Below are 20,555 nucleotides of genomic sequence, written 5' to 3' on the forward strand. Positions count from 1 at the left end.
CGGGCTGCGGTCGGTGGTGTCTTCCGATCGCGTGCCGGCCGTGAGGCGGGTTGCCTGCCCCGCCGCTCGTGCCGCTCGTGGCGCTGCTCGTCGTCTCGGCGCTCCCCCCCGCCGGGACGGCCCTGGCCGCCCGGCCCGGGGCGTCTGCCGGGTCGGCTGTCGCGGTGCGGCACGTCAGGCGGGGACGGGCGTGAGGGCGCCGACGGCGCGGAGCACGAACGTCTCGGTCTGCTCGATCGCGCGCTCGCGCTCGGCGCCGCTCCTGGGCACGCCCCGGCCGGACAGGCACGCGTTGACGAGCGGGACGATCGTGTCGACGTCCTGGTCGGGGAAGACGCCGGCCTCGATCCCGGCGGCGAGGATGCGGCGCAGGATCTGCTCGACGACGACGACGTGCTCGCGGACGCGCTGCTGGGCGCCGCGGGACAGGACCGAGCGCAGCTCGGGTCCGGGGGCGACGTGGTAGACGCGGGTCAGGGACGCCTGCTGCCGGACGTAGGTGCGCAGCTGCTCGACGGGGTCGTCGATGTCGTCGAGCGAGCGCTGGAGCGTGGCGGTGTACTGCTCGGTCTCGTGCGTGATGAAGCCGAGGAGCAGCGCCTCCTTGTCGGGGAAGTGGTTGTAGACGGCGGTGCGCCCGACGCCGGCGGCCTGGGCGATCTCGGCGAGCGTGATGGCGTCGAAGCCGCGCTCGGCCATGAGGGCGGACAGCGCGGCGAAGAGCTTGCTGCGCGTCTGCTCGCGGTGCTCGTGCAGCGACCCGCCGATGATCTTGGGCATGGTGACATCGTCTCACGTTCTGTCAGAAACCCGTCCCCGTGCCCGCGCGCTGGTCAGGCGCGCGTTCGCGGTCGCGCGAACACGCCGCCGATGAACCCGAGCACGGCGCCGACGAGGATCAGCGGCACGCCGTTGGTCACGACGAACGCATCGTCGACGGGGAACTGCAGCTGCGCGACGAGCGCGCCGATCCCGAGCAGCGCGGCGAGGATCGCCGACCGCCGGATCTGCTTCCCCGTCCCGGTCAGCCCGAGCAGCATGATGAGCGCGAGCAGCGCGACCAGCAGGGTCGCCGCGACCGCGGCCGCGATGCTGATCGCGACCTCGTTGCCCGTCGACGCCTCCGTCACGACGAGCTCGAGGTCGACGACCTGCCCGTCGAGCCACGGCAGCAGCGCACCGGCGAGCATCGCGAGCGCGCCGAGCCAGACCAGCCACAGCTTCGCCACCGGCCGCCAGTCGCGCGCCCTCTGCGTGAGGGTCGCGGCACCCTCGACGGACCCGGCGGCGTCGCTCGCCACGACGGTCACCGCGCGGGACCGCTGCGTCCCGCCGTCGGGCAGGGGCGCGTCGAACGAGAGCTGCACGCGCGCGACCTGACCGGGCGCGACCGTGAGCTGGTCCTGCGAGAACGTGAACCGCGCCTGCCCGAGCTCGTCGCGCGCCGTCATCCGCACCGAGAGGGGTGAGGTGCCCGCGCGGTTGTCGACGTCGACCGCGAACGAACCCCGGCGCGCCTCGGTCGCGAGCGTCGCCGGGTGCAGCGCGACGCGGGCCGTCGTGATCGGGTCCGCGGGTGCGCTCACGTCGAGCACGCCCGTCGCCTCGACCTCGCGTCGACCGTCCGACACGACGACCGAGAACGGGCGGGACGCCGACGTGCCCGGGGCCGGGGCGCTCGTCCGCAGCAGCGCGTGCACGCGCGTCGCCCGGCCGCCCGGCACCACGAACCGGTCGTGCCCGAACGAGAACGCGACGAGACGCTGCGGGTCGCGGCCGGTCACGTCGACCGCGAGCCCGTCGTCCTCCGCGCGGTTGTCGACGATGACGTCGAACGCGCCCGTGTCCGTCCCGACGACGTGCAGGTGGCTCGGCTCGAGCCGCACGGTGAACGGCTCGGGCTCCTCGATCGCGGCGGTGCGCTGCACGACCGTGACCGACGTCGCCACGGGCCCGTCGTCGTCGGACGCCGACAGCGTGAGCCGCCGGGTCGCGTCGCGGCCAGGGTCCAGGGCGGGTGCGCTGAACCGCACGCGCACGTCCGCGGTGCCGAGCGCCGGGACGTCCACGGCGGGCGGGACGACGTCGGCCCGCACGACGTCCTCGTCGTCCTGCACGGTCAGCGCGTAGTGCCGCGGGTGGTTGGACGCCCGGTTGTCGACCGTCACCGTGAACGCGCCGTCGGTCGCGTCGTCGAGCTGGAGCAGGTGCGGACGCGGCGTGAGCGTCGGCGGCGGGCCGTACGGCGGCACGGTGACGCGCACCGCGACGGGCGCGGCCTTGGTCGGGTCGAGCGACGAGCGCACGAGCATGGGCAGGTCGAGGTTCTGCGCGACCACCGGCTCGCCGGGACGTGCCGCGAGCGTCACCGTGACCGTGCGCGCCTCGCCGGGCATGAGGTTCGCGTCGTCGTGGGTCACCACCAGCCAGGACGGCGGCGCGAGCGCGTGCACGACCATCCCGTCGACGACCGGCGAGACGTTCTTCAGCGACAGCGTGAACGTCCCCGGGGTGTCCTTGGTGACGACGACCGCCGCCTGCTCGGGCGACACGACGGGGACCTCGGCGCGCTCCTCGGGCCGCAGCTCGGTGGGCGTCGGTCCGGTCGCACCGGCCGCGGCGGTCGTGCCGAGCGGTCCCGTCCCTGTCCCCGGCGTCGCGGGTGCGGGCGTCGTCGCAGCCGGCGCACCGCTGATCGGCGTCGTCGCCGTGGGGGTGGTGGTCGGAGCGGGTGCCGTCGTCGTCGCCGTGGAGGCCGGGCCCGTCGCCGGCCCGCCCGTCGCCGTCCCGCCGGCCGACGGTCCTCCCGTCGCGGGCGTCCCTGTCGTAGGCGCGCCCGTCGGGCCGGACGGCTGCTGGCCGCCGTCCCAGCCGAAGTACGTGTCGCACACCCGGCAGAACTCCGCCGTCGCCGGGTTCGCGGCGCCGCACACCTCGCAGATGCGCTCGGCCATCGGCGTCTCCCTCGACCCTCGTCAGGCTAGTCGCGCGGTGCCCGGCCGAGGCAGGCCGTGCCCGATCGGGCAACCGACGGTGCCCGCGCAGACCGGGCGCCCGGCCGTCGGCCGCCCGAGGGGAAGGAGCACGCGCGGGGCCGGGAAGTACGCGTCGTCGACGGGAGTTCTGGCAAGCATCCCGCCGGCGCGGGCGACACGTCCGCGGACACCCGCGCGGGAACTGCGGACGATTCGTACACTCGGGACACGGGGGCAGTGCTCGGCGGTGGGTCGAGGGGAGAGTCATGTCGCAGCACGACTCCGTGCGGGTCGCCCACGAGCACTTCGTCACGACCGGACGGCTCGCCGGGCAGCACGTCCGACGCCTCGTCGCGGACTCGTGGCGACGCAGCGCGCGCAGCGGCGTCGACCCCGAGGTCCCCGCGCCGCCCGTCGACATGGCCGGTCGCACCCTCACGACCTACCGCCGCGGCCACGCGCTCTCGGCCGCGATGCCCGTCGTGCGCGACCTTCTCGTACGCCCGGGCGCGGGCGCGGGGTGGATCACCGCGCTGACCGACGACGCCGGCCGGCTCCTGTGGGTCGAGGGCGACCGCGACGTGCGCCGCAAGGTCGAGGGCGTCGGGTTCGTCGAGGGTGCCGTGTGGAGCGAGGACCGGGCGGGGACGAACGCGCCCGGCGTCGCGCTGGTCACCGAGCGACCCGCGCAGGTCGTCGGCACCGAGCACTACGCGCGGACCGTGCACCCGTGGAACTGCACCGCCGCGCCCGTCCGCGCCCCGTCCGGTCAGGTGCTCGGGGTGCTCGACGTGACGGGCGGACCCGTCGTCGCGACCGCCGTGATGATGTCGCTGGTCCGGGCGACCGTCGCCGCCGTCGAGGCCGAGCTCGCACGCGCCGCGGTCGCGCCCGTCCTGCAGCTCCCGTCGGACCGGACGGTCGCGGCGGTCACCGGTGGTCAGCGCGCGTCCGCCTGCCCTCGTCTGCGCGTCCTGGGTCCCGCGGTCCCGACGTTGACGCTGGACGGCCGCGAGGTGCGGCTCACGCTGCGGCACGCCGAGATCCTGCTGCTCCTCGCGCAGCACCCCGGCGGTCTGACCGCCGACGAGCTCGCCGTGCAGCTGAGCGACGACGTGCTCTCCGACGTGACCGTGCGCGCCGAGGTGTCGCGCCTGCGCCGCGTCGTCGGCCCCCTGCTGTCGCCGTCCCGCCCGTACCGCCTCACCGCGCCGGTCCGCTCCGACGCCGACACCGTGCGCAGGCTGCTCGAGGTCGGCGACGTGGTCGCCGCGCTCGCCAACCACCCCGGCCTCGTCCTGCCGCGTTCCGTCGCACCCGGTGTCGAGCGCATCCGCGAGGACCTGCGCGCCGACCTGCGCGCCGCCGTGCTGGCCAGCCACGAGGAGGGCGCGGTGTCCCGGTGGGTGTCGTCCGACGACGGCGCCGACGACTGGCAGGCGTGGCAGCGCCTCGCCGTCCTCGCCCCGCGCGGCACCCCGGCGCACGTCCAGGCCCGCGGCCGCCTCGACCTCCTGGCCCGCCGCCTGGCGACCCACCGCGCCGGCTGACCCCGACGTCGCGGCGGTCCGAGCGCGACGAGCACAACATCAGGCGCGCACGGAGGGCCGGAAGCGCACGCAATGTTGTGCTCGCGGGCAGCGGGCAGCGGGCAGCGGGCTATTGCACGTCGAGGTCGGCTCGGCGGTGCCGCGCCGACCGCTGACCCGGAGGGCGGTGCAACGGTCGTGCAACGGCCCGTGCCTAGCGTGGACGTGTCGCGGCAACGACGCCGCGACCGCGGGTGCGCCACAAGCCTCCGCCCGCGGACCCCGCCAGGGAGGCGTGATGACCGTCTACGCGCCGCCGGGACAGCCCGGCAGCCTCATCTCCTACCGCGACCGCTACGACCACTGGATCGGCGGCGAGTTCGTCGCGCCCGCGTCCGGCCGCTACTTCGAGAACCCCAGCCCGGTGACGGGCCGGACGTTCACCGAGGTCGGCCGCGGCGACGCCGACGACATCGAGCGTGCGCTCGACGCGGCGCACGGTGCCGCGCGCGCGTGGGGGCGGACGACCGCGACCGAGCGGGCCGTCATCCTCAACACGATCGCGGACCGCATGGAGCAGAACCTCGAGATGCTCGCGGCGGCGGAGGCGTGGGAGAACGGCAAGCCGGTGCGCGAGACGCTCGCGTTCGACATCCCGCTCGCGATCGACCACTTCCGCTACTTCGCGGGCGCGATCCGCGCGCAGGAGGGGTCGATCTCGGAGATCGACGGCGACACGATCGCCTACCACTTCCACGAGCCGCTGGGCGTCGTCGCGCAGATCATCCCGTGGAACTTCCCGATCCTCATGGCGACGTGGAAGCTCGCCCCGGCGCTGGCGGCGGGCAACGCCGTCGTGCTGAAGCCGGCCGAGCAGACGCCCGCGTCGATCCTGCTGCTCATGGAGCTGATCGGGGACCTGCTGCCCGCGGGCGTCGTCAACGTCGTCAACGGGTTCGGGGTCGAGGCGGGCAAGCCGCTCGCGTCGTCGCCGCGCGTGCGCAAGGTCGCGTTCACGGGCGAGACCACGACGGGCCGCCTGATCATGCAGTACGCGAGCCAGAACATCATCCCGGTGACCCTGGAGCTCGGCGGCAAGAGCCCAAACATCTTCTTCGAGGACGTCGCGCGCGAGAAGGACGGGTTCTACGACAAGGCGCTCGAGGGCTTCGCGATGTTCGCCCTCAACCAGGGCGAGGTGTGCACGTGCCCGTCGCGCGCGCTCATCCAGGAATCCATCTACGACGAGTTCCTGGAGGCCGTGAAGCTGCGCACGGAGAGCATGCGCCAGGGCGACCCGCTCGACACGGAGACCCAGGTCGGCGCGCAGGCGTCGAACGACCAGCTCGAGAAGATCCTGTCCTACCTGGACATCGGCCGCGCGGAGGGGGCGCGGGTGGTGACGGGCGGGCACCGGGCGGAGCTGTCGGGCGACCTGGCGGGCGGGTACTACGTGACGCCGACGATCTTCGAGGGGAAGAACTCCATGCGGGTCTTCCAGGAGGAGATCTTCGGCCCGGTCGTGGCGGTGACGTCGTTCTCGGACTACGAGGACGCCATCTCCATCGCCAACGACACGCTGTACGGCCTCGGTGCCGGCGTCTGGTCCCGCGAGGCGGCGATCCAGTACCGGGCCGGCCGTGACATCGAGGCGGGCCGCGTGTGGACGAACTGCTACCACGCGTACCCCGCGGCGGCGGCGTTCGGCGGCTACAAGGGCTCGGGCGTCGGCCGCGAGAACCACAAGATGATGCTGGACCACTACCAGCAGACGAAGAACCTCCTCGTGTCGTACACGCAGGAGTCGCTCGGGCTGTTCTGACGGGCGGGCACGCGGTCGCGGCGGAGGTTCGGAGGGGAGCTTCCGCCGCGATCGCGGGGCCGGGTCAGGACGACGAGCGACGCCGCCCGACGGCGGCCGGCCGGGGCACCGGTCGTCGCCGGGCGGGGGAGGAGTCGAGATGGGACTGCCGGAGCGGGTCGCGGCGACTGAGGCCGCGCTCGACATGCTGCGGACGCTGCGCGCGAAGCACGGCGAGCTGATGATCCACCAGTCCGGGGGCTGCTGCGACGGGTCGTCGCCCATGTGCTACCCCGCGGGCGACCTGATCACGGGCGACGTCGACGTGCACCTGGGCGACCTCGACCTGGGCGACGGGGGGAGCGTGCCGGTGTGGATGACGCGCGCCCAGTACGAGTACTGGAAGCACACCCACCTGACGATCGACCTGGTGCCCGGCCGCGGTGCGGGGTTCTCGCTCGAGGCGCCCGAGGGGGTGCGGTTCCTGCTGCGATCGCGCGTGCTGACCGACGACGAGTACGGCGCGCTGCACGCCGCCGGCGTCCTCTGACCAGCATCGGGCGGGGTGGCCACCAGGCGACGCGGTCCCCGTCAGGCGACGGGACGGTCGGTCGCGGGCGCGGGGCCCGTGGCGCCCGCTGAGCTGTCGGTGCCCGTTCCCGTGCCGGGAGGGGAGCCCGCCCGACGCACGTCGACGGCCCGCGCGAGGAACAGCGCGACGACGCCGAGCGCGATGAACAGGAAGTTGAACGGACCGGCGAGCGTGAGCAGCGGGTTCACGGCGGCGCCCTCCGCCACCTCGTCGATGCCGCCGGTCGCGAGGAACAGCGTGGGGTCGAACAGGCCGTGCAGGAGGATCGGCCACAGCAGGCTGCCGGTCACCCGCAGCGTCAGGTACATCGCGACGCCGAACCCGAACGTGTAGACGACCGTGAAGCCGACGGTCGCGGGAGACATGCCGGACAGCAGGTTCGCCGAGTGCAGCAGTGCGAACACGAGCGACGACACGACCATGACGACCCACTCGGACCGCCCGGAGTCGCGCAGCATCTTCACGACGATGCCGCGCGTGAGCAGCTCCTCGACGAAGCCCACGAACAACCCGGCGAGGAGCGTCACGGCCACCACACCGGCGGCGTAGGAGGCGTAGTCGATCCCGAGCAGGCGCAGCGCGACCGGGACCACGACCAGCACCGGCGCGATCCACATCCATCGCCGCCCGCGGACGGGTTGCGGGCCGAACAGCGGTCCCCACCACCGCACCGAGGTGACGAACACGACGAGCGCCACCGCCCCGAGCACGAGAGGCGCGAGCAGGCCGAAGGCGACGCTCTCCGCCGACGCGAACAGGTCGTCGGCGTCCACCCGGTCGCGGAACAGCGCGCCGACGAGCTGTCCTCCGGCGAGGTAGAGCGCGAGGTACGTCGCGGCGACCAGGACCGCGCGGGCGAGACCGCCCCGGTCCCAGAACGCCTGCCAACGGGACGGGGGTGCGGGGGGCGTGCTCGTCATGGTCGGTCTCCGTCCGTGCGGGGCTGGCTGTCCGCTGGTGCGCTCGCGTCGACGACGAGCGCGCTCGTCGAACGTATCGCCCGTGGACGGCGTCCGCCCGTCTCGCGAGAGCCCCGCTGCGGCCCGTCGGGGCGGTCCGGGGGGAGGCTCGAGGGACACACGACGTCGAGTCGCCGACAGGTGTGGACGAGGCGGCGACACGGCGCCGCGGAGCGTCTAGCGTGCGGGCATGACGAGCGAGCCGACGACCGACGCCCCCGCCGCCCCGTCCGCCCCGGCGATCGAGCCCGACACCAAGGACTGGACGTGGGTGCTGCGCGAGCCGTGCCCCGAGTGCGGCTTCCAGGCCGCGGACGTCGACGTGCGCGCGATCGGCGGCACGGTCCGCGACCTCACGCCGCGGTGGATCTCGGCCCTCAACCGTCAGGACGCGCGCGTGCGGCCCGAGCCGCAGGTGTGGAGCGTCCTCGAGTACGGCGCGCACGTGCGGGACGTGCTCCGGGTGTTCGACGGCCGGCTGCAGCTCATGCTCGACGAGGACGACCCGCTGTTCGAGAACTGGGACCAGGACGCGACCGCGGTCGCGGACCGGTACGACCTGCAGGACCCGGTGGTCGTCGCGGACGAGCTCGCCGACGCGGCCGACGTCATCGCCGACCGGTTCGACGCGGTGCGTGAGGACCAGGTGGAGCGGCCGGGTCGGCGGTCGAACGGGTCGGTGTTCACGGTCCGCACCCTCGGCCAGTACTTCGTGCACGACCTCGTGCACCACCTGCACGACGTGCGCGCCTGACGCCGTCGACGAGCCGCGGCGGCGCCCCCGTCACCGCCGACCGGGACGTCCGGCGGCGTGTGGCCCCGGGGGCGCCGCAACTTTTGTCCACAGGGTCTGTCCACAGCGGTGTGCAAAGGGTTACGACGATGTGGACACCTGAACCGATTAGGCGCTGACCTGCGAATCCGGCGTGTCCGGCCGACTCGCCGCGTCCGACACCACGCCGAAACCTGCCCGCAGCAATCCGGCGGTACGGTCCGCGCATGATCCTGGCCGAGGTCATCCCCGCGCCCCTCGTCGGCCGGCACGTGCTGCTGCTGCCCGCCGGCACCGACGTGCGCCCGCTCGCCGCGGCGTGGTTCCCCGGCGCCGCCTGGGACCGCCAGCCGCTCGATCCCGGCGAGCGCCCCGCAGCTGCCCGGCCGACGGGCGCGCGGTTCCGCGGCATCGTCGTCGAGGCGCCCCGCCCCACCACCGGCCTCCTCCGGCTCGACGCGACCGCCGCGCTCGACGGGCCCGTCCGGCTCGGCGAGCCCGTCGCCCGCGCGCTCGGCCTCGGCGCCCGCGAGCTCGACGCCTGGACGCTCGTCACCGGCGCGGAGCCCGACGCGGCCGCGGACCCGGACGCCGCGGTGCCCGCGCGGTCGGGACGGCACGAGCTCGCCGAGGGGTGGACCGTCGCGGCAGCCCGCCGCGTGGCCGGTGCGGTCCTCCCCGCCGACGGGTCGCGCGTCGTCGCGCCCGACCCCGCCGCGGCCGTCGACCTCACGCTCTGGTCCTCGCTCCCGCTCGCACCGCAGGACGTGGTCCCGCTGGTCCGCCCCGCGCTCGCGGGCGCACGCATCGGGCCCGCCGACGCACCTGCGCCGTCGGCGGCCGACCCGACGGCGCAGCCGTTCTCGGTGTCCGCGGCGTTCGAGTACGACGGCGTCGTGACGATCCGCGCGTCGCGCGCCCGCGAGGTGCCGCTCGTGCTGTCGACCGTCGACCAGCGGCAGTACGGCACGTGGGCGTACCACGTCGCGTGGCAGCCGACCGACCCGACGCAGCTGCTCGCGGAGCAGCCGTCGCAGCTGCACCTCATCGCGCGCTCGCGCGTCACGCCGTCGGTCGCGCGCGTCGCGGCGACGCTGTGGCGGGTCGCGGGCGGGACGGTCGTCGACAGCGGCGGGTTCGTCGTCACGCCGGACGAGCTCGTCGACCGCAGCCGCGACCTGCGCTGACCGGCCGGCCGGCGCGTCGCGTCAGACGAAGGGGTCGCTGCCCGACGGGACCAGGTCGACCTGGACCGACGGGTGCGCGCCGCGGCCCTCGGTGAAGATGACGCCGCGCAGCGGCGGGACGTCGTGGTAGTCGCGCCCCCACCCGAGCAGCACGTACCGGTCGTCGACGAGCTGGTCGTTGGTCGGGTCGATCTCGACCCACCCGGCCCCGGGCGCCCACGCCGACACCCACGCGTGCGACGCGTCGGCGCCGCGCAGCTTCTCGCGGCCCGCGGGCGGGCGCGTCTCGATGTACCCGGACGAGTAGCGGGCGGGCAGGCCGTGCAGGCGCAGCGCGGCGATCATGAGGTGCGCGAAGTCCTGGCAGACGCCCGCGCGCTGCGCGAGGAGCTGGTCCTGCGTCGTGTGCACGGTGGTCGACCCCGAGCGGTACGTGAGCTCGGTGCGGATGCGGTGCGCGAGGTCGACGAGCACCTCGCCGATCGGGCGGCCCGGCGTGAGCGTCGGGGCCGCGAAGTCGCGGACCGCCTGCGTGCGGGACACGTGCGGTGACGGGAGCAGCGCCTCGCGCAGCCGGACGAGCGCGTGCTCGTCGGCCGTCGCGACGCCGTGGCGGACCGACTCGGCGACCTCCTCCCACGGCATCGTCGGCAGCCGGTCGGGCTCGGGTTCGGCCGCCCGGGACACCTCGATGGTCGACCGCGACGTCACGACGAGACGCGTGTGCGGCTCGGTGACCCCGAAGTACGTCGTGCGGTTGCCGAAGTAGTCGACGTGCGCGGCGGTGTCGGCGGGCGCCGGGTCGATGTCGAGCGTCGTCGCGAGGCACGTCTGGCCGGGGACGTCGCGGGGCGTGAGCGTCGTGCGGCCGTAGGAGTCGGTGACGGGCTGCGCGTAGGTGTACGTCGTGCGGTGCACGAGGTCGTAGGTGCGGGTCATGCGGGGGCGTCCCACAGGTCCTCGAGCGCCTGGCCGGGCGCGGGCCGGACGAAGTGGACCTTCTCGATCTCGTCGGCGGCGGAGCGCAGGCGCCAGCGCATCGACTCGAGGGTCTCGGCGAGGCGGGTCCGCCGGCCGTCCGTGCCGACGACCGACACGGCGACGGGGTCGAGCTCCTCGACGAGCGCGACGACGTCGCCGAGCAGGTGATCGCGCTGGTCCGTCGACGCGCCCGCGACGGGCACGGCCGCGAGGTCTTCCTGGACGCGGTCGAGCTGGTAGGCGAGCGACCGCGGGTTGGTGCGGTCGAGCACCAGCAGGTCGAGGACCTGCGGCACGCGCGCGCCGCCCTGGTACCGGCGCCGCGCGGTGATGACGGACTCGTGCGTCGTGAGGACCGACTCCAGCACGAGGCGGTCGACGGTCACCGCGCGCTGGTCGACCAGCGTGGCCTGCAGGCTCTCGACGAGGTGCTGCGCGCGCTCGATGCGGCGGCCCGCGTCGAGCAGGCGCCAGCCGACGTCCCGGACGAGCCCTTCGGCGGCGATGCCCGCGACGGCCAGCAGCCCTTCGAGGACGCCGTCGAGCGCGGGACGCAGGCCGGCCGTGACGGCGCGGAGGTCCGCCGCCGACGACGCCGACCGCGGGGTGCGGCTGCGGGCGCGCTCGTCGCGCAGCGCGCGCTCGATGCGTGCGATCGGGCCGAACGTGTCGGTCGACAGCTGGTCGCGCACGGCCGCGGCGCACGCGCCGAGCCGTCGCACCGACCGCGCGACGGTCCCCTCCCGTCGGGGGTCCAGCGCGAGCGCCCGCAAGGCGGGTGGCGCCGCGACGGCCGGCCGGGACGCGACCGGCCCGGCGGGGTCCGACGCGGAGGCGGCAGGACCGGACGGGGTCCCGCCGTCGTGCTCGGTGGGGAGCGCGTCGGGGGTCAGGCTCGTGAGCAGCACGGTGAGCGCACGTCCGCCGACCGACGCCGGACGGGCGTGGAAGTCGTCCCAGCGGTCGGCGACGACGCGCAGCACGCGCGTGCGGTCCTCGGCCCGCTCGGCGTACCGGCCCATCCAGTACAGGTTCTCCGCGGTGCGCGGCGAGATGCCGGACGCGGGGACGCGCGCGACGAGCGTCTCCGCGGGCGCCTCGTCGGCGGTCTCCGCGACGGGTTCCGCCGAGGACGCGAGCACCCACACGTCCTTCGCCGTCGCCCCCGTCGCCGACGACACGACGGCCTGCGGCGCGACCCGCGCGAGCCCGCCCGCCATCACGGTGTACGTGGACCGGTGCGCGACCGCGAACGTGCGCAGCACCGCCGCGCGCGGCCCGAGGTCGGCGGGCCCCACGCCGTCGGCCGTCGGCAGGTCGGACCCGACGCCCACGGGCGTGCCGTCGACGACCGGCCCGGCGGGCCCGACGGGCTCCTGGCCGACCCACGCCCACGGCTCGGCGGTGATCCGGTCCGCGAGGTCGGCGCGCTCGCGGTGCCCGAGCGTCCAGCCGAGGATCGCGCCGCCGTCGGTGCCGCGCGCGGTCGGCAGCAGCACGAGGCGCGCGAGGTTCGTCAGCACGTGCTGCCGGGAGGCGTCCTCGCCGCACCACCACGTCGCGGCCGACGGCAGCAGCAGGTCCTGGTCGAGGACCGTGCGCGCCAGACGGGGCAGGTACGCGAGCAGCGCCGGGTTCTCGAGCACCGAGCTGCCCAGCGGGTTGACCAGGCTGACGGTCCCCGCACGCACCGCCCGGACGAGGCCGGGGACGCCGAGCCGCGAGCCGGCGCGCAGGTCGAGCGGGTCGCACCACTCGGCGTCGACGCGGCGCAGCAGCACGTCGACCCGCTCGAGCCCGTCGAGGCCGCGCATCCAGACGCGCCCCTCGCGGACCAGCAGGTCGCCGCCCTCGACGAGCGGCAGGCCCAGCATCGACGCGAGGTACGCCTGGTCGAACGCGGTCTCGCTCGCGGGCCCCGAGGACAGCAGCGCGACGCGCGGCTCGTCGGACTCGCGGGGCGCCGCGTCGCGCAGCGCCTGGCGCAGCGCGTGGAAGAACGGGCCGAGCCGCTGGATCGACGCCTGCCGGTACGTGCCGGCCATGACCTGCGCGACGACGCGGCGGTCCTCCATCGCGTACGCCGCACCGGACGGCGCCTGCGTCCGGTCGGCGACCGCGCACCACCGGCCGGACCCGTCCCGGACGAGGTCCGTCGCGGTGAGCACGAGCTCGCGCCCGCCGGGCATCCGCAGCCCGTCGACCTGCCGGAGGAAACCGGGGTGCGCGAGCACGGTGGTGGGCGGCAGGAGCTGGTCGGTGAGCAGGCGGCGCGCGCCGTAGACGTCCTGCAGGACCGCGTCGAGCAGCTCGGCGCGCTGCACGAGCCCAGCGTCGAGAGCCGTCCACTCGGGCTCGTCGACGACCACCGGGGCGGGGTCGAGCCGCCACGGGTGCGCACCGCCGTCGGGTGCGTCGGCGCCGTACGTGACGCCGTGGTCCGCGAGCAGCCGCTCGGCCTCCGCGTGCGCACGCGCCAGGTCGGCGGGCGTGGGCTCGTCACCGGGGTCGACGACGCGCGACCAGTCGGGCCGGAAGTCGTCGAGCGTGACGCCCGCGTCCGACCCGTCGGCCGGTCGCACCGGCGTCGAGAGCAGGTCCGTCACGGGAAGAGTCTGTCCCATCGCTGCGCCGCAGAGAGGTTGCGACATCGTCCCGAGACGGAGGCATCGATGTCGCTCCCTCGGGACGAAGTCGCACACCAGACGTGTGCGGCAGCCCGCAGGGCACCGCGGGGGGTGTCCACGGGAGAGCGCCGGGGTGCGGGAAGGGTCAGCCGCCGCGGTTGGGGGGTTCGAAGTGGATGCCGTCGTGGCCCGCGCGCTCCTCGGCGCGGATCACGTGCATGACCGCGTTGATGAGCGCCAGGTGCGTGAACGCCTGCGGGAAATTGCCCAGGTGGCGGCCGGTGCGGGTGTCGATCTCCTCGGCGTACAGGTTGAGCGTCGACGCGAACGACAGCAGCCGCTCGCACAGCGCCCGTCCGCGCTCGACCTCGCCGATCTCGACCAGCGCGCTGACCAGCCAGAACGAGCAGATCGTGAACGCCCCCTCCTCGCCCTCGAGCCCGTCGTCGGTCTCCTCGACGCGGTACCGCAGGACCAGGCCGTCGACGGTGAGCTCGTCGGCGATCGCGAGGACGGTCGCGCGCACGCGCGGGTCGTCGGGCGGCAGGAACCGCAGCAGCGGCACGAGCAGCAGCGACGCGTCGAGCGCGTCGGAGCCGTACCGCTGCACGAACACGCCGCGGGAGTCGACGCCGTTGCGGCAGATGTCGGCGTGGATCTCGGCCGCGAGCTTGGCCCACTGCTCGGCGAAGTCGTGCTCGTCGTGCATCCGGGCGAGCCGCGCGCCGCGGTCGAGCGCGACCCAGCACATGAGCTTGGACGACGTGAAGTGCTGCGGGTCGCCCCGGACCTCCCAGATCCCGCGGTCGGGCTCGTGCCAGTGCCGGATCGCGGCCTCGACCTGGAGCTTGAGGACGGGCCACAGCGACTCGGGGAGCTGCTCGCGCGACTTGGCGTGCAGGTACACCGAGTCGAGCACGGCACCCCAGACGTCGTGCTGCTGCTGGTCGTACGCCGCGTTGCCGATGCGCACCGGCTGCGCGCCCTCGTACCCCGACAGGTGCCCGAGCTCGGACTCGTCGAGCCGGTCCTCGCCGCCGACGCCGTACATGATCTGCAGGTCCTTGTTGCCGCGGCAGACGTCGTGGATGAACGCGAAGAAGTCGTTCGCCTCGCGGTCCAGGCCGAGCGTGTAGAGGCCCCACAGCGCGAACGTCGAGTCGCGGATCCACGCGTACCGGTAGTCCCAGTTCCGCTCGCCGCCGGGGGTCTCGGGCAGCGACGTCGTCGCGGCCGCGAGCAGCGCGCCCGTCGGCGCGTACGTCAGACCCTTGAGCGTGAGCGCCGACCGCTGCAGGTACGTGCGCCACGGGTGGTCGGGGAAGACGCCGAGCGTGATCCACTCCCGCCAGTACTCCTGGGTACGCCACGACATGTCGGACGCCTGCTCCCACGTGCGCGGCGCGGGCAGCGGCGACCACGACAGCGCGACGAACGCCTTGTCGCCGTTCGACATGCGCGTCCGCGCCGACGCCGCGCGCCCGTCGACCCCGAGCCGCAGGCTCGACGTGAGCGTGAGGCTGAGGTCGCCCTCCTCCTGCGGCACGGTCCGCACCGCGTGGTAGTCGGCGCCCGTGTACTCCCACTCGGTGTGCCCGCGGCCGTAGTCGAGCGCCGGCTCGCACTCGACCTGCAGGTCGACGGTCCCGCTCACGCACATGATCGTGCGCAGCAGGATGTGCTCGGCGTCGTCGTCGGTGGGCGTGCGGCGGTGCGTCGCCGAGCGCTCCGTCGTGTTGTGCCACGGGCCCATGACCATCGCGTCGCGCACGACGAGCCAGCCCGTCGGGGTCTGCCACGTCGTCTCGAGCACGAGCGTGCCCGGGAGGTAGCGGCGGGCCGTCGGGACGCGGATGCCGTGCGGCCCGACCCGGAACGACCCGGCCGCGCGGTCGAGGATCGACGCGAAGACGCTGGGGGAGTCCGGCCGCGGGACGCACATCCACTCGACCGCGCCCGACGGCGAGATCAGGCAGTTCGACTCGCAGTCCGACAGGAACGCGTAGCTCGCGATCGCCGGGAACGCCGAGCGGTGCTGCGAGTCCGAGCCGTGGTGCGGGCGCATGAGGGCCACGTCGGCCCGGGAGGGGGCCTCGGGCGGGGGCACGGGCGTCATGTCCTCAGCGTCGTCCCGTGCGGTGTCGCCGTCGCCACGAGCGTGTTGCGGTCGTGTGACGTGCGCGGACACCGCGTCAGCTCCCGCCCGCCGACGCGACCGCGCGTCGCACCGCCTCGACCGTCGCCGCGACCTCGCCGTCGTCGGTCGCCCAGTTGCTCACCGAGAACCGGATGACGTCCCGGTCCCGCCAGTGCGACGTGTACGCGTAGGCGACGCCCTCCTCGCGCAGCGCCGACGCGACCGCCTGCGTGCGTGCGTCGTCGGCCAGCGCGACGCACACCTGCGTGTACACGACGTCGTTGACGACCTCGACGCCGTCGATGCGCGCGAGAGCCTCGGCCAGCGCGGTCGCGCCGTCCGCGAGCCGCTCGATCAGCGCCGCGACGCCCTGCCGCCCGAGCCACGCGAGCGTCGCCCACACCGGCACGCCGCGCGAGCGGCGCGACATCTCGGGGACGGTCTCGTGCGGGTCGCTCGTCTCGGCCGCGACGAGGTAGCTCGCCCGGATGCCGAGCGCGGTCCGCGCCGCGTCGCGGTCGGCCACGATCGCGATGCCGCTGTCGTACGGCACGTTGAGCGTCTTGTGCGCGTCCGTCGCCCACGAGTCCGCGGTCTCGTACCCGTGCGTGAGGTGCGCGAGCCGCGGCGACGCCGCCGCCCACAGCCCGAACGCGCCGTCGACGTGCACCCACGCGCCGGCCTCGTGCGCGACCGCGACGGCTGCGCCCACGTCGTCGAACGCGCCCGAGTGCACGTTGCCCGCCTGCAGGCAGACGATCGCGGGCCCCTCACCGTCGGCCAGGGCGTCCGCGAGCGCGTCGACCGCGATGCGCCCCTGGTCGTCGGACGGCACGAGCCGCGCGGCCCCGAGCCCGAGGTAGCGCGCCGCGAGGTCGACCGACGCGTGCCGCTCGGTGCCCGCGATCAGCCGGACGCGCGGCGCACCCGTCAGGCCCTCGACGTTGACGTCCCAGCCGGTCTTGCGCAGCACGTGCTCGCGCCCGGCGGCGAGCCCGACGAGGTTCGCCGTCGTCGCTCCCGTCACGAACCCGACCGCCGACGCCGCGGGCAGCCCGAGCAGGTCGAGCAGCCACTCGCCGGCGAGGTCCTCGACGGCCGTCGTGCTCGGGGACGCGTGCCGCATGCCGCCGTTCTGGTCCCAGGTGCTGACCAGCCAGTCCGCGGCGAGCGCCACGGGGTACGTCCCGCCGATCACCCAGCCGTAGAACCGCGGCGACTGGCTGGCCAGCAGCCCGGGCTCGACCGCGTCCGCGAGCCGGTCGAGGACCGCGCGCGGGTCCTGCGTCGACTCCGGCAGCGTCCGCCCGAGCGCGTCCTTGACCTCGCCGACGTCCACCGCGGGCGGGATCGGCCGCTCCGGCACCTGGTCCAGCCACTCGAGCGCCCGGTGCCGGGCGGCGTCGAGCAGGTCGCGGTAGTCGTCGACCGGGGACATGGGCACCACCGTCCGTGGCGCGCCGCCCGCCCGGGCCACGCACCCGCCGCGCCACGGGCGCCGTCGCCCGCGGGGGTCCGCATGCTTCGGAGTGTTCTCCCGCGTCCGGGCGCCGTCAACGCGCACGAGGGCCGGGCACCGTCGGACGGCACCCGGCCCTCGCGTCCCGCGACTCGGGCGGCGCGGCGACGTCAGCCGCGCGGCGCGGCCCCCGGCAGCGGCGGCACGACCGGCGGCAGCGCGCGCTGCGGTGCGGCCTTGCGCGCCTGGTCCGGCACGACGAACGGCTGCGCGTCACCCACGCACACCGTGCCCTCGGCAGGCAGCGTCCCGTCGAGCAGGTAGGCGTCGACGGCGTCGGTCACGCACGCCGACGTCCCGTACGCCGTGTGGCCCCAGCTGTCGCTCGACAGCAGGCGGCTGCTGCCGAGGACCGCGTCGGCACCCACAGCGCCGTCGTAGTTCGTCGCCGGGTCCCAGTAGTTGCCGACGACGAGCACGGGGTGCGCCGACGAGCGCGAGAACGGGCCGCGGTAGGCGTCCTCGTCCTTGACGGTCCACGTCGACGACGCGCACGGCGCCGACGCCCACGTCCACAGCGGGCCGAAGCCCGGGGCGTCCGCGTCCGCGCGCTCGGCCGCGGCGGGCCACTGCGACGCCTTCGACGGGTTCAGCCCGTCCGTGCACAGCACCGACTGGAACGCGTCGAGCCCGTTCGGGTACGGGAAGCCGAGGCCGAGCGCGGCGCGCTGCGCGGCCTCCTGCGCGGCTGCGGCGTCCTGCTCGGCCTGGACCGTGCGGAACCGCTCGGCGAGGGCGGCGTTGGCCTCGGCGCCCTCCGGCGTGCCCGTCCCGCCGGCCTGCAGCGACGCGACGAAGGAGATGTCGGAGTCGACCCACTGCCAGCCGTCGGGCGCGTAGAGGTCGCCCAGCAGGAAGCTGATGAACGTCGCGTACGTGAGCGTGAACACGACCTCGCCGGTGTCGGGGTCGACGATGTCCACGGGCTGCTGCTGGAGGCCGTCGATCACCTCGTCGTACACCGCGTGCGGCTCACCGAGCGCCGCCGTCTGGCAGACGTCGGCGGCCTCGGCGCACCGGTCGAGGATCTCCTGGAGCGCCTTCCACGCGCCCTCGCCGGAGCGCAGCCGCTGCGTCTGCGGGACCGACGCGGTCGCGGCCGTCCCCGCCCACGCGGTCGGGTCGAGCACGCCGTCGATCACGAGCGCCCGCACGCGGTCCGGGAACAGGTTGGCGTACACGCTGCCGAGGTACGACCCGTACGAGAAGCCCAGGTAGGTGAGCTGCGCGTCGCCGAACGTGCGGCGCAGGACGTCCATGTCGCGCGCGACCTCCGCCGTCGACATCGACCCGGACAGCGGCTTGCCGGTCGTCGAGCACGCGCGCCCGAACTTCTCCGCCGACGCGACCGCGGCCTTGGTCTCCGCGTAGTCGACGGGGAACGCGACGTCCGTCAGCCCCGAGATGGCCGCGGCCTGCTGGCCGACGTCCTTGAAGCACTGCACGTTGCTGCTGTAGTTCGTGCCGCGCGGGTCCATGCCGACGATGTCGAAGCGCGCGAGCAGCTCCGGCGCGAGGAACTGCGGCGCGACGGCCGCGATCTCGACACCCGACCCGCCCGGACCGCCGGGGTTGAGGAACAGCGTGCCGATCTTGCGCGCCGGGTCGGTCGCCGGGATGCGGAGCACCGCGACCTCCGTCGTGGCGCCGCGCGGCTCGTCGTAGTCGAGCGGGAGCGCTGCCACCCCGCACTGCGCGGTCGAGCCGAACAGCGGGCTGCAGTCGAACCAGCCGAGGTCGGGGACCTTCACGCGGTCGACGCGCGCGGCCTCGGTGCGGGACGTCCTGTCGCCGCCGGTGGGTGCCGCGGACGCGGCGGTCGCGGTCGGGACCACCGCGGCGGTGACGGTCAGTGCGGCGAGCGCCGCGACGAGCGTGCGTGCTGATCTGCGCAACTGCATGCTTCCCCCTGCCGGCGTGCCGTCGGCCGCCCCTGTGCGACCTGTCGGCCGGCACGCGCCGCCCCCACCCTCTCGACGCCCTCGCGCGCGCCACAAGGGCCTCACCAGCCCTTTCACCGGACGTGCGCAACTGGACGTCCGCCCTGGTCCGGGCCTGTCCGTCGCTCGGCGACCAGCGCGCGGCGCCGCTGCGGGGACGCGCGTCGCATCGCCTCGCGGGCACCGGACCCGCCTGCCGGTGCGGAGCCGGGGGCGGGGCGCGACACTCGACCCCATGGACGTCATGACGTGGGTCGACGGGTACGAGCGGGCGTGGCGCGGCAACGACGTCACCGGCCTGGACCAGCTGTTCACGCCCGACGTCCGCTACCTGCGCTCGGCCTACGACGACGGGCTCGACGGGATCGAGGCCGTGCGCGCGTTCTGGCCGGACGACGTGCCGTTCACGATGCACGCCGAGCCGGTCGCGGTGCAGGGGGACACCGCGGTCGTCCGCGTCGAGGTGCACTACGGCGGCGACGAGCCGCACGAGTACCGCGACCTGTGGATCCTGCGGTTCGCGGGCGACGGCCGCGTCCGGCACTTCGAGGAGTGGGCGCACTGGCCGGGCATGCCGGGCTGGAACCCGGCGGCGGAGTGACGCCCGCCTGACACGACGACGGTCGGCCCCCGAGGGTGCCGACCGTCGTACGTCGTGGAGCGGGTGACGGGAATCGAACCCGCGCCATCAGCTTGGGAAGCTGAAGTTCTACCATTGAACTACACCCGCGTGACCGACCCGGGGTGGCGTGCGCGTCGGCGCAGAGCCACCAGGATGTCGGCGCGGACAGCATACCCGGCGCGCACCGACGCGCGAAGCCCGGCTCACGCGGGCCCGGGTCCCGCCCGCACGACTGCCCGCCGTCACCCTCCCCGGCCCGGGAGCCGTCGTCCCCCTGCGGTGTGGACGACGGTGTCCCGGGGGTTCAGTAGCGGAAGTAGCCGGCGACGTCGATGACGAGGTCGGTGTCGGCGGAGTAGGTGTAGAAGGAGACGCGTCCGGCGTCGCCGAGCTGGAGGACGGCGAGGTTGGCTTCGTCGCGGCCGGGGGTGAAGTTGTTGGTGGAGATGTCGGGCAGGGTGGCCGGGACGGTGGTGGGGAAGGCGCGCAGGTGGGTGTTGCCGGCGGGGTTGGAGCCGGTGATGTTGAGGACGGCGGCGGTGGCGTTGGTCGGGACGGTGGTGCCGGTGACGGTCAGGGTGGAGACCTGTCCGGCGCGCAGTCGTGCGGGCAGGCCCAGGCCGGTGCGGGTGTCGGCCAGGCGGGTGGGGGTGACGGGGACGAACCCGGTGTCGGCGGTCGCGGAGTAGTAGCCGTTGAGGTCGGCGATGAGGTGGGTGGTCGCGCCGGGCAGGTAGAAGCGGATGCGGCCGTCGTCGCCGACGGGGGCGGCTCAGCCGCCGACGCCGACGACGAGGGGCCCGTCGTCGGCGAGCACGAGCAGCGCGGCAGCCACGAGGCCGACGACGACGAGCGCGACGAAGCTCCCGCCGCGCCGGCGCCTCAGGCCGCGGCACCGCCCCGCCGCGACGCCC

The 20,555-nt window shown here is 74.9% G+C and carries 14 protein-coding genes and 1 tRNA gene; 6 read left to right on the forward strand and 9 right to left on the reverse strand.

Annotated features, from left to right (window positions below):
* Positions 1–174: 174 nt before the first annotated feature.
* Both OMK64_RS13520 and OMK64_RS13525 read right to left on the reverse strand, forming a co-directional pair.
* The gene (locus OMK64_RS13520; protein WP_272728901.1) at positions 175–780 is read right to left on the reverse strand and encodes a TetR/AcrR family transcriptional regulator; all 606 of its coding nucleotides are present in this window, start codon (positions 778–780) and stop codon (positions 175–177) included.
* A 53-nt stretch (positions 781–833) separates the two neighbouring features.
* Positions 834–2,954 carry a hypothetical protein gene (locus tag OMK64_RS13525; RefSeq protein ID WP_272728902.1) on the reverse strand — a complete coding sequence of 707 codons (2,121 nt, stop codon included), beginning with the start codon at positions 2,952–2,954 and terminating at the stop codon, positions 834–836.
* Between the two features lie 287 nt (positions 2,955–3,241).
* On the opposite strand from OMK64_RS13525, the gene OMK64_RS13530 reads away from it, so the two are divergent.
* From OMK64_RS13530 to OMK64_RS13540, 3 genes are all read left to right on the forward strand, one after another.
* The gene (locus OMK64_RS13530; RefSeq protein ID WP_272728903.1) at positions 3,242–4,525 is read left to right on the forward strand and encodes a sigma-54-dependent transcriptional regulator family protein; all 1,284 of its coding nucleotides are present in this window, start codon (positions 3,242–3,244) and stop codon (positions 4,523–4,525) included.
* Positions 4,526–4,802: 277 nt separating this feature from the next.
* Positions 4,803–6,326 (forward strand): acetaldehyde dehydrogenase ExaC, encoded by a 1,524-nt coding sequence (gene exaC, locus OMK64_RS13535; RefSeq protein ID WP_272728904.1) that lies wholly within the window; start codon positions 4,803–4,805, stop codon positions 6,324–6,326.
* Positions 6,327–6,465: 139 nt separating this feature from the next.
* Positions 6,466–6,855: a DUF779 domain-containing protein gene (locus OMK64_RS13540; protein ID WP_272728905.1), complete on the forward strand. Its 390-nt coding sequence runs from the start codon at positions 6,466–6,468 to the stop codon at positions 6,853–6,855.
* 41 nt (positions 6,856–6,896) lie between these two features.
* Here the strand turns inward: OMK64_RS13540 and OMK64_RS13545 are convergent, their stop codons facing one another.
* Positions 6,897–7,817, reverse strand: coding sequence for a CPBP family intramembrane glutamic endopeptidase (locus tag OMK64_RS13545; protein WP_272728906.1), 921 nt, complete (start codon positions 7,815–7,817; stop codon positions 6,897–6,899).
* A 229-nt stretch (positions 7,818–8,046) separates the two neighbouring features.
* Between OMK64_RS13545 and OMK64_RS13550 the strand changes: the two genes are divergently transcribed.
* Both OMK64_RS13550 and OMK64_RS13555 read left to right on the forward strand, forming a co-directional pair.
* A complete protein-coding gene (locus tag OMK64_RS13550; RefSeq protein ID WP_272728907.1) occupies positions 8,047–8,610 on the forward strand; it encodes a DinB family protein in 564 nt (187 codons plus the stop codon).
* Between the two features lie 245 nt (positions 8,611–8,855).
* Positions 8,856–9,815, forward strand: coding sequence for a hypothetical protein (locus OMK64_RS13555; protein WP_272728908.1), 960 nt, complete (start codon positions 8,856–8,858; stop codon positions 9,813–9,815).
* A gap of 21 nt (positions 9,816–9,836) precedes the next feature.
* On the opposite strand, the gene OMK64_RS13560 is transcribed toward OMK64_RS13555, so the two are convergent.
* The 5 genes from OMK64_RS13560 to OMK64_RS13580 all read right to left on the reverse strand — a co-directional run bounded on the left by OMK64_RS13560 (position 9,837) and on the right by OMK64_RS13580 (position 18,980).
* Entirely contained in the window at positions 9,837–10,754 is a 918-nt protein-coding gene (locus tag OMK64_RS13560; RefSeq protein WP_272728909.1) for a transglutaminase family protein, read from the reverse strand.
* The gene (locus OMK64_RS13565) at positions 10,751–13,402 is read right to left on the reverse strand and encodes a circularly permuted type 2 ATP-grasp protein (protein WP_272728910.1); all 2,652 of its coding nucleotides are present in this window, start codon (positions 13,400–13,402) and stop codon (positions 10,751–10,753) included. The genes OMK64_RS13560 and OMK64_RS13565 overlap by 4 nt, the downstream gene beginning before the upstream one ends.
* Before the next feature lie 166 nt (positions 13,403–13,568).
* The gene (locus OMK64_RS13570; protein WP_272728911.1) at positions 13,569–15,539 is read right to left on the reverse strand and encodes a glycoside hydrolase family 15 protein; all 1,971 of its coding nucleotides are present in this window, start codon (positions 15,537–15,539) and stop codon (positions 13,569–13,571) included.
* A gap of 76 nt (positions 15,540–15,615) precedes the next feature.
* Positions 15,616–16,998, reverse strand: coding sequence for a pyridoxal phosphate-dependent decarboxylase family protein (locus OMK64_RS13575; RefSeq protein ID WP_272728912.1), 1,383 nt, complete (start codon positions 16,996–16,998; stop codon positions 15,616–15,618).
* A 191-nt stretch (positions 16,999–17,189) separates the two neighbouring features.
* Entirely contained in the window at positions 17,190–18,980 is a 1,791-nt protein-coding gene (locus OMK64_RS13580) for an alpha/beta hydrolase (protein ID WP_272728913.1), read from the reverse strand.
* A gap of 274 nt (positions 18,981–19,254) precedes the next feature.
* Here OMK64_RS13580 and OMK64_RS13585 point away from each other — a divergent pair, with 274 nt between their 5' ends.
* Positions 19,255–19,620 carry a nuclear transport factor 2 family protein gene (locus OMK64_RS13585; RefSeq protein WP_272728914.1) on the forward strand — a complete coding sequence of 122 codons (366 nt, stop codon included), beginning with the start codon at positions 19,255–19,257 and terminating at the stop codon, positions 19,618–19,620.
* 55 nt (positions 19,621–19,675) lie between these two features.
* On the opposite strand, the gene OMK64_RS13590 is transcribed toward OMK64_RS13585, so the two are convergent.
* Positions 19,676–19,749 (reverse strand) — tRNA-Gly (locus OMK64_RS13590).
* Positions 19,750–20,555 lie beyond the last annotated feature (806 nt).

Source organism: Cellulomonas fimi (genome assembly GCF_028527925.1).
Lineage (GTDB): Bacteria > Actinomycetota > Actinomycetes > Actinomycetales > Cellulomonadaceae > Cellulomonas > Cellulomonas fimi_C.

Excerpts from the sequence above, each read along its gene's own strand:
- OMK64_RS13555 (WP_272728908.1), top strand. The coding sequence starts at position 8,856 with ATGATCCTGGCCGAGGTCATCCCCGCGCCCCTCGTCGGCCGGCACGTG.
- exaC (WP_272728904.1), top strand. The coding sequence starts at position 4,803 with ATGACCGTCTACGCGCCGCCGGGACAGCCCGGCAGCCTCATCTCCTAC.
- OMK64_RS13575 (WP_272728912.1), bottom strand. The coding sequence starts at position 16,998 with ATGTCCCCGGTCGACGACTACCGCGACCTGCTCGACGCCGCCCGGCAC.
- OMK64_RS13525 (WP_272728902.1), bottom strand. The coding sequence starts at position 2,954 with ATGGCCGAGCGCATCTGCGAGGTGTGCGGCGCCGCGAACCCGGCGACG.
- OMK64_RS13540 (WP_272728905.1), top strand. The coding sequence starts at position 6,466 with ATGGGACTGCCGGAGCGGGTCGCGGCGACTGAGGCCGCGCTCGACATG.
- OMK64_RS13520 (WP_272728901.1), bottom strand. The coding sequence starts at position 780 with ATGCCCAAGATCATCGGCGGGTCGCTGCACGAGCACCGCGAGCAGACG.
- OMK64_RS13560 (WP_272728909.1), bottom strand. The coding sequence starts at position 10,754 with ATGACCCGCACCTACGACCTCGTGCACCGCACGACGTACACCTACGCG.
- OMK64_RS13580 (WP_272728913.1), bottom strand. The coding sequence starts at position 18,980 with ATGCAGTTGCGCAGATCAGCACGCACGCTCGTCGCGGCGCTCGCCGCA.
- OMK64_RS13545 (WP_272728906.1), bottom strand. The coding sequence starts at position 7,817 with ATGACGAGCACGCCCCCCGCACCCCCGTCCCGTTGGCAGGCGTTCTGG.
- OMK64_RS13530 (WP_272728903.1), top strand. The coding sequence starts at position 3,242 with ATGTCGCAGCACGACTCCGTGCGGGTCGCCCACGAGCACTTCGTCACG.
- OMK64_RS13570 (WP_272728911.1), bottom strand. The coding sequence starts at position 15,539 with ATGACGCCCGTGCCCCCGCCCGAGGCCCCCTCCCGGGCCGACGTGGCC.
- OMK64_RS13585 (WP_272728914.1), top strand. The coding sequence starts at position 19,255 with ATGGACGTCATGACGTGGGTCGACGGGTACGAGCGGGCGTGGCGCGGC.
- OMK64_RS13550 (WP_272728907.1), top strand. The coding sequence starts at position 8,047 with ATGACGAGCGAGCCGACGACCGACGCCCCCGCCGCCCCGTCCGCCCCG.